We start from the raw sequence: 4009 nt of genomic DNA, 5'->3' as shown, positions 1-4009 counted from the left end.
TGCGCGCTTGCTGTGGGCGCACAAGCGCACGGTCCAGCGCTGGGAGGCCGGCACGATGCGGCCGACTGGCGCGGCGCTCGCCTTGCTGACGCTGGTGAAGCGGCGCGGCATCCAGATTCTCACCTAGAAGGATTGATAGAATGGCCGGCCATCGCCCCTTTTCCGATCTTATGAAAGATTGGAGTCCCGAGCGCCGCGCGCGTAATGAGGCCCATAAGGCGAAGTTGGAGGCCGAGTTGATGGGCCGCGCTGCTACGCGCGATGCGATCGAAGAACTGGAAGCTGGCAAGGGCGTGCGCTTCACCAGCGTTGAGGCGCTTATGTCTGATCTCCATGATGACGATTGATCGACCCGAAACGGCGGCCGAGTTTTTCGCGCGGCGCTCCAAAGGTCGTGCGGTGGGTGATCTCGACCGCATTCTCGACAAGGTGCCTGATCGGCCGCCGGAACCCGGCGACGAATTGAAGGCTGGACGCCCGATCGCCTACATCGCCGGTAATCGGCGAGGGTGCCGCGAGATCCGCGCACGCGATCTCGCCCGCCATGTGGGCCGGAACCTTGGGCCAGGACCGCTTGCGGGCTTGGGGAGCGCAACGAGTAGGGCCACGGTGCCAGCGCCAGGCGCTTAGATCATTTTGGCTATCAGCCTTGCACTAGTGCAACCTTTGCACTACATTGAAGCATGGTCACGATGTTTCGCGGTCCCCGCTGGAAAATTGCCGTCTATGGCCGCGATCATGGCGTGCCGCATTTCCACATCGAAGGCCCGGATTTCCGCTGCTCGGTGGCGATTGCATCGTTTGACGTGATCGTGGGCACCGTGTCGGCGGCGGTCTTGAAGGACGCATTGGAATGGGCGCGGCCTAATCAGGCTTTGCTCATGCAGACGTGGCAGGAGTTGAACGGATGAACATCACCGACAAGGCCCGCACCATTACCGCCGTGCGCGCGACCGGGCCGTCATCGCTGCATCTGTCCTGGTCGGAAGGGACGGCGGCTGATCTCGATCTTGGCGCGGTCCTCGCCGATCGCGCCTTTGCCGCGCTGCGCGATCCGGGCGAGTTCGCCAAGGTCGAAGTGGGCGATTGGGGTCATAGCCTGGCCTGGCCTTCGGGTGCGGAGCTGGGCGCGGACATGCTGTGGCTCGAAACGCTGTCGGCAACCGGGCATGGCGATGTGCGCGCCTTCCTCGAATGGCGGCTGCGCCATGCGCTGTCGCTGTCGAAGGCGGCCGATGCGCTTGGCGTCTCGCGCCGCATGGTCGCCTACTACTCCAACGGCGAAAAGAAGGTGCCGAAACCAATCTTGCTGGCGTGCCGGGGCTGGGAAGCCAGCAATGGGCTATACCGGGCCGCCTAACCGGACATGAGAGCGATCTTCATCCGCCACGGCGAAAACACCGGCAACGCCGGCGTGCCCTGCCACGATCTCGCGACGATCGCGCTGACGGAGCGCGGCCACGAACAGGCGCGCGCGGTCGCGGCGAGCTGGACGCAAGCGCCCGCGCTCATCGTCACCTCGCCCTATACCCGCACCCGGCAGACGGCCGCGCCGACGATCGCGCGCTTTCCAGGCGTGCCGGTGGAAGTGTGGCCGATCGAAGAGTTCACCTATTTGCAACCTGCGCGCTGGAACGGCACGCGCAGCGCCGAACGGATGCCGCACCTAGAACGCTATTGGCGCGAGGCCGATCCTGACTACTGCGACGGGGAAGGGGCGGAGAGTTTCAGCACCCTGTTACGGCGCTGCGAGGCGGCGCTAACGCGCCTCGCCGCCATGCCTGCGGGATCGCTGGCCTATGTGTTCGGGCATGGGCAGTTCATCCAGGCCGCGCGCGCGATCGTCGCCGACGCCCATCTGGACGATCGGGCCAAGATGCGCGCTTTCTGGCGCAAGGGCGAGCCGCCCGCGATCGGCAACGCGCAGCGGGTAGGGTTTCATTGGCAGGGCGACCGCTGGACCTGCGCGCCCGCGCTCGCCGCCTAGATCAACACGCGCTCCACCTCGTCCAGCGTCACGTCATCGGGGCGGCGGTCATAGAGCTGGGTGGTGCGCGTCGAGCTATGGTTCGCCATCGTCGCGGCCGTCTCCAACGTGCCGCCATTCTTCAAATAGGTGGTGATCCCGGTCGCGCGGAAACTGTGGTTGCCGATCGCCGTCCCGATCCCGGCCGCCGCCGCGCGCCGGCGCACCATCGCGAAGGCGTTGGCTTGGGGCAGGGGGGTATCGCTTAGTCGCTTAGTGCTGCGCGCGATCGTGCGGAATAGCGGCCCCTTGCGGTCCTCGCGCAGCTCGCAACCGTCGATATAGGCGGTTAGATAATCCTCTAGATTGTGGTGGCAGGGCATTTCATGGCGCTTGCCGCCTTTCTCATGCAGGCGGACCCATAGCCGCCGATTCTGCATGAACACGTCCTCGACCCGCATCGCCAGCGCCGCGCCGATCCGCGCGAAGCTATAGACCATGAGACCGATCAGCGCGCGGTCGCGCAGGCCCGCATGGGTGGTCACGTCGATGCTGTCGAGCAACCGCCGCGCCTCGTCGGGGGCCAGTACCGGCGTCTTGCCGCGCCGCTGGCTATGCGCCGGCCCGCGCACCGATCCGGCCGGGTTCGCCGGCACGGCATGACCCGTCACCAGCCAGTCGAACAGGTGGCGCACGCCGGCGAGCTGCTGCTTGACGCTGGGGGCGGCCAGCTCGCGCCCCAGCGCCTCGACCCAGGCCGCGACATGAAGCGGCTGCACCTGGGCGAGCGAGGCGACGCCGCGCGCCTCGCACCAGGCCAGGAAGTCGCCGGCCGCCCGCGCATAGGCGCGGCGTGTATGCGGATTGCGGATGGTGACGGCGAAGAACTCAAGGAATCGAAGCTGCGCGCGCTCGTCGGCCGCCGCGATCAGCGCCGGCAACGCCAGCGCGGGCGCGGGCGCGGGGAGGGGGGCGAGCTGGTTCATCGCGCGATCTTCTCCCATCGCGCCGGCGCGGGACGCGGCGCGGCCATCTTGCGGCGCAGCTCGTCGAACACCTCGTCGGCGTCGCGGACGCGGCCAGCCTCCGCGTCCTCAAGGCCGCGCTTTATCGACCCGTCCAATATCCGGCGTAGCAGCTCGTCGCGTAAATCGTGGTGCGGCTCCATGTCGATGAAGTTCTTGACGATCGCGAACACCGCCTCGGAAGGATCGGCGAACATGCCGCGCTCGATCCGCTCCAACAGCCAGTCGGCCTGATCGCCGGTAAGATACGCCTCGAAGCGCAAGCCGCCCGCGCGGGCCTGCTCGCGCAGCGCCTTGGCCTGGTCGCGCTCGGCATAGTTGTCGGCGAAAGCCGTGTCCTCGTCCTGGTCCATATCGCTCCCTTTCGGCGGTGGATCTCGGGACCGTTTAAACGGCTCCATCGGATCGCCATGAGTGTGTGATAAAGGACATTATCATACATAGAACGAGGCGTGAATCCCGCATGTCGCATTCCGGCTATTCAGCTATCGCGTCGAACCGGTCTCGAGCCTCACGCACAGCCATGTGGTTCTGGTCAGCCCATTCGATAAGGGCCAGCAAGGGTTGGAACATCGAGTGGCCCAAAGGGGTCAGGCTATATTCCACCTTGGGCGGCGTGCTGGGGACGACCAGCCTGTGAACGTAGCCATCCCTCTGCAATTCACGCAGGGTCTGCGTCAGCATGCGTTGCGAAATGTCGAACACAAGTCGGCGGATCTCGCTGAAACGGCGCGGGCGTTCCGCAAGCACGATCAGCAGGAGCGAAGACCATTTGCCGCTCAGATTGGCCAGGACGTCCCGTACCGGGCAATTATCCAGGTTGCCGCCATGCGCGCGACGTATCTCGTCGAGCTTCATGCCCCCGTCAACATTGAACACCGCGATGCCGGTGGTTCCCTTCGCGTAACCAGCTTCCATAAAACGGCTCTGTTGCAAAGATTGGCGGCAGTCAGAGGTAGGCTGTCGCTCTGCGCCGATCAGGCGGCTGCTGCGAAATGGTGGTTGAGCATGCCCATGG

General features: G+C 65.6%; 7 protein-coding genes. 4 read left to right on the top strand and 3 right to left on the bottom strand.

The features are described 5' to 3' along the window. Positions 1-140 precede the first annotated feature (140 nt). The 4 genes from B5X69_RS20350 to B5X69_RS20330 all read left to right on the top strand — a co-directional run bounded on the left by B5X69_RS20350 (position 141) and on the right by B5X69_RS20330 (position 1987). The gene (locus tag B5X69_RS20350) at positions 141-347 is read left to right on the top strand and encodes a hypothetical protein (RefSeq protein ID WP_008831325.1); all 207 of its coding nucleotides are present in this window, start codon (positions 141-143) and stop codon (positions 345-347) included. Between the two features lie 336 nt (positions 348-683). Continuing rightward, on the top strand, positions 684-911 hold the full coding sequence (locus B5X69_RS20340) for a DUF4160 domain-containing protein (protein WP_020817904.1): 228 nt from the start codon (positions 684-686) through the stop codon (positions 909-911). After that, a complete protein-coding gene (locus B5X69_RS20335) occupies positions 908-1360 on the top strand; it encodes a DUF2442 domain-containing protein (protein WP_008831328.1) in 453 nt (150 codons plus the stop codon). The genes B5X69_RS20340 and B5X69_RS20335 overlap by 4 nt, the downstream gene beginning before the upstream one ends. A 6-nt stretch (positions 1361-1366) precedes the next feature. Then, the gene (locus B5X69_RS20330; RefSeq protein WP_008831329.1) at positions 1367-1987 is read left to right on the top strand and encodes a histidine phosphatase family protein; all 621 of its coding nucleotides are present in this window, start codon (positions 1367-1369) and stop codon (positions 1985-1987) included. Here the strand turns inward: B5X69_RS20330 and B5X69_RS20325 are convergent. From B5X69_RS20325 to B5X69_RS20315, 3 genes are all read right to left on the bottom strand, one after another. Then, positions 1984-2952 carry a tyrosine-type recombinase/integrase gene (locus B5X69_RS20325; protein WP_008831330.1) on the bottom strand — a complete coding sequence of 323 codons (969 nt, stop codon included), beginning with the start codon at positions 2950-2952 and terminating at the stop codon, positions 1984-1986. The two genes, B5X69_RS20330 and B5X69_RS20325, sit on opposite strands and share 4 nt — an antisense overlap. Continuing rightward, entirely contained in the window at positions 2949-3344 is a 396-nt protein-coding gene (locus tag B5X69_RS20320; RefSeq protein WP_008831331.1) for a hypothetical protein, read from the bottom strand. Before B5X69_RS20320 ends, B5X69_RS20325 begins: the two co-directional genes overlap by 4 nt. Before the next feature lie 124 nt (positions 3345-3468). Further along, on the bottom strand, positions 3469-4009 hold a 541-nt coding region (locus tag B5X69_RS20315), incomplete at its 5' end, for a winged helix-turn-helix transcriptional regulator (protein WP_245798827.1).

Source organism: Sphingopyxis flava (assembly GCF_900168005.1).
In the GTDB taxonomy this organism is placed as follows: domain Bacteria; phylum Pseudomonadota; class Alphaproteobacteria; order Sphingomonadales; family Sphingomonadaceae; genus Sphingopyxis; species Sphingopyxis flava.
The sequence above is the reverse complement of the archived record's forward strand: the minus strand, read 5'-3'. Positions and strand labels throughout refer to the sequence as shown.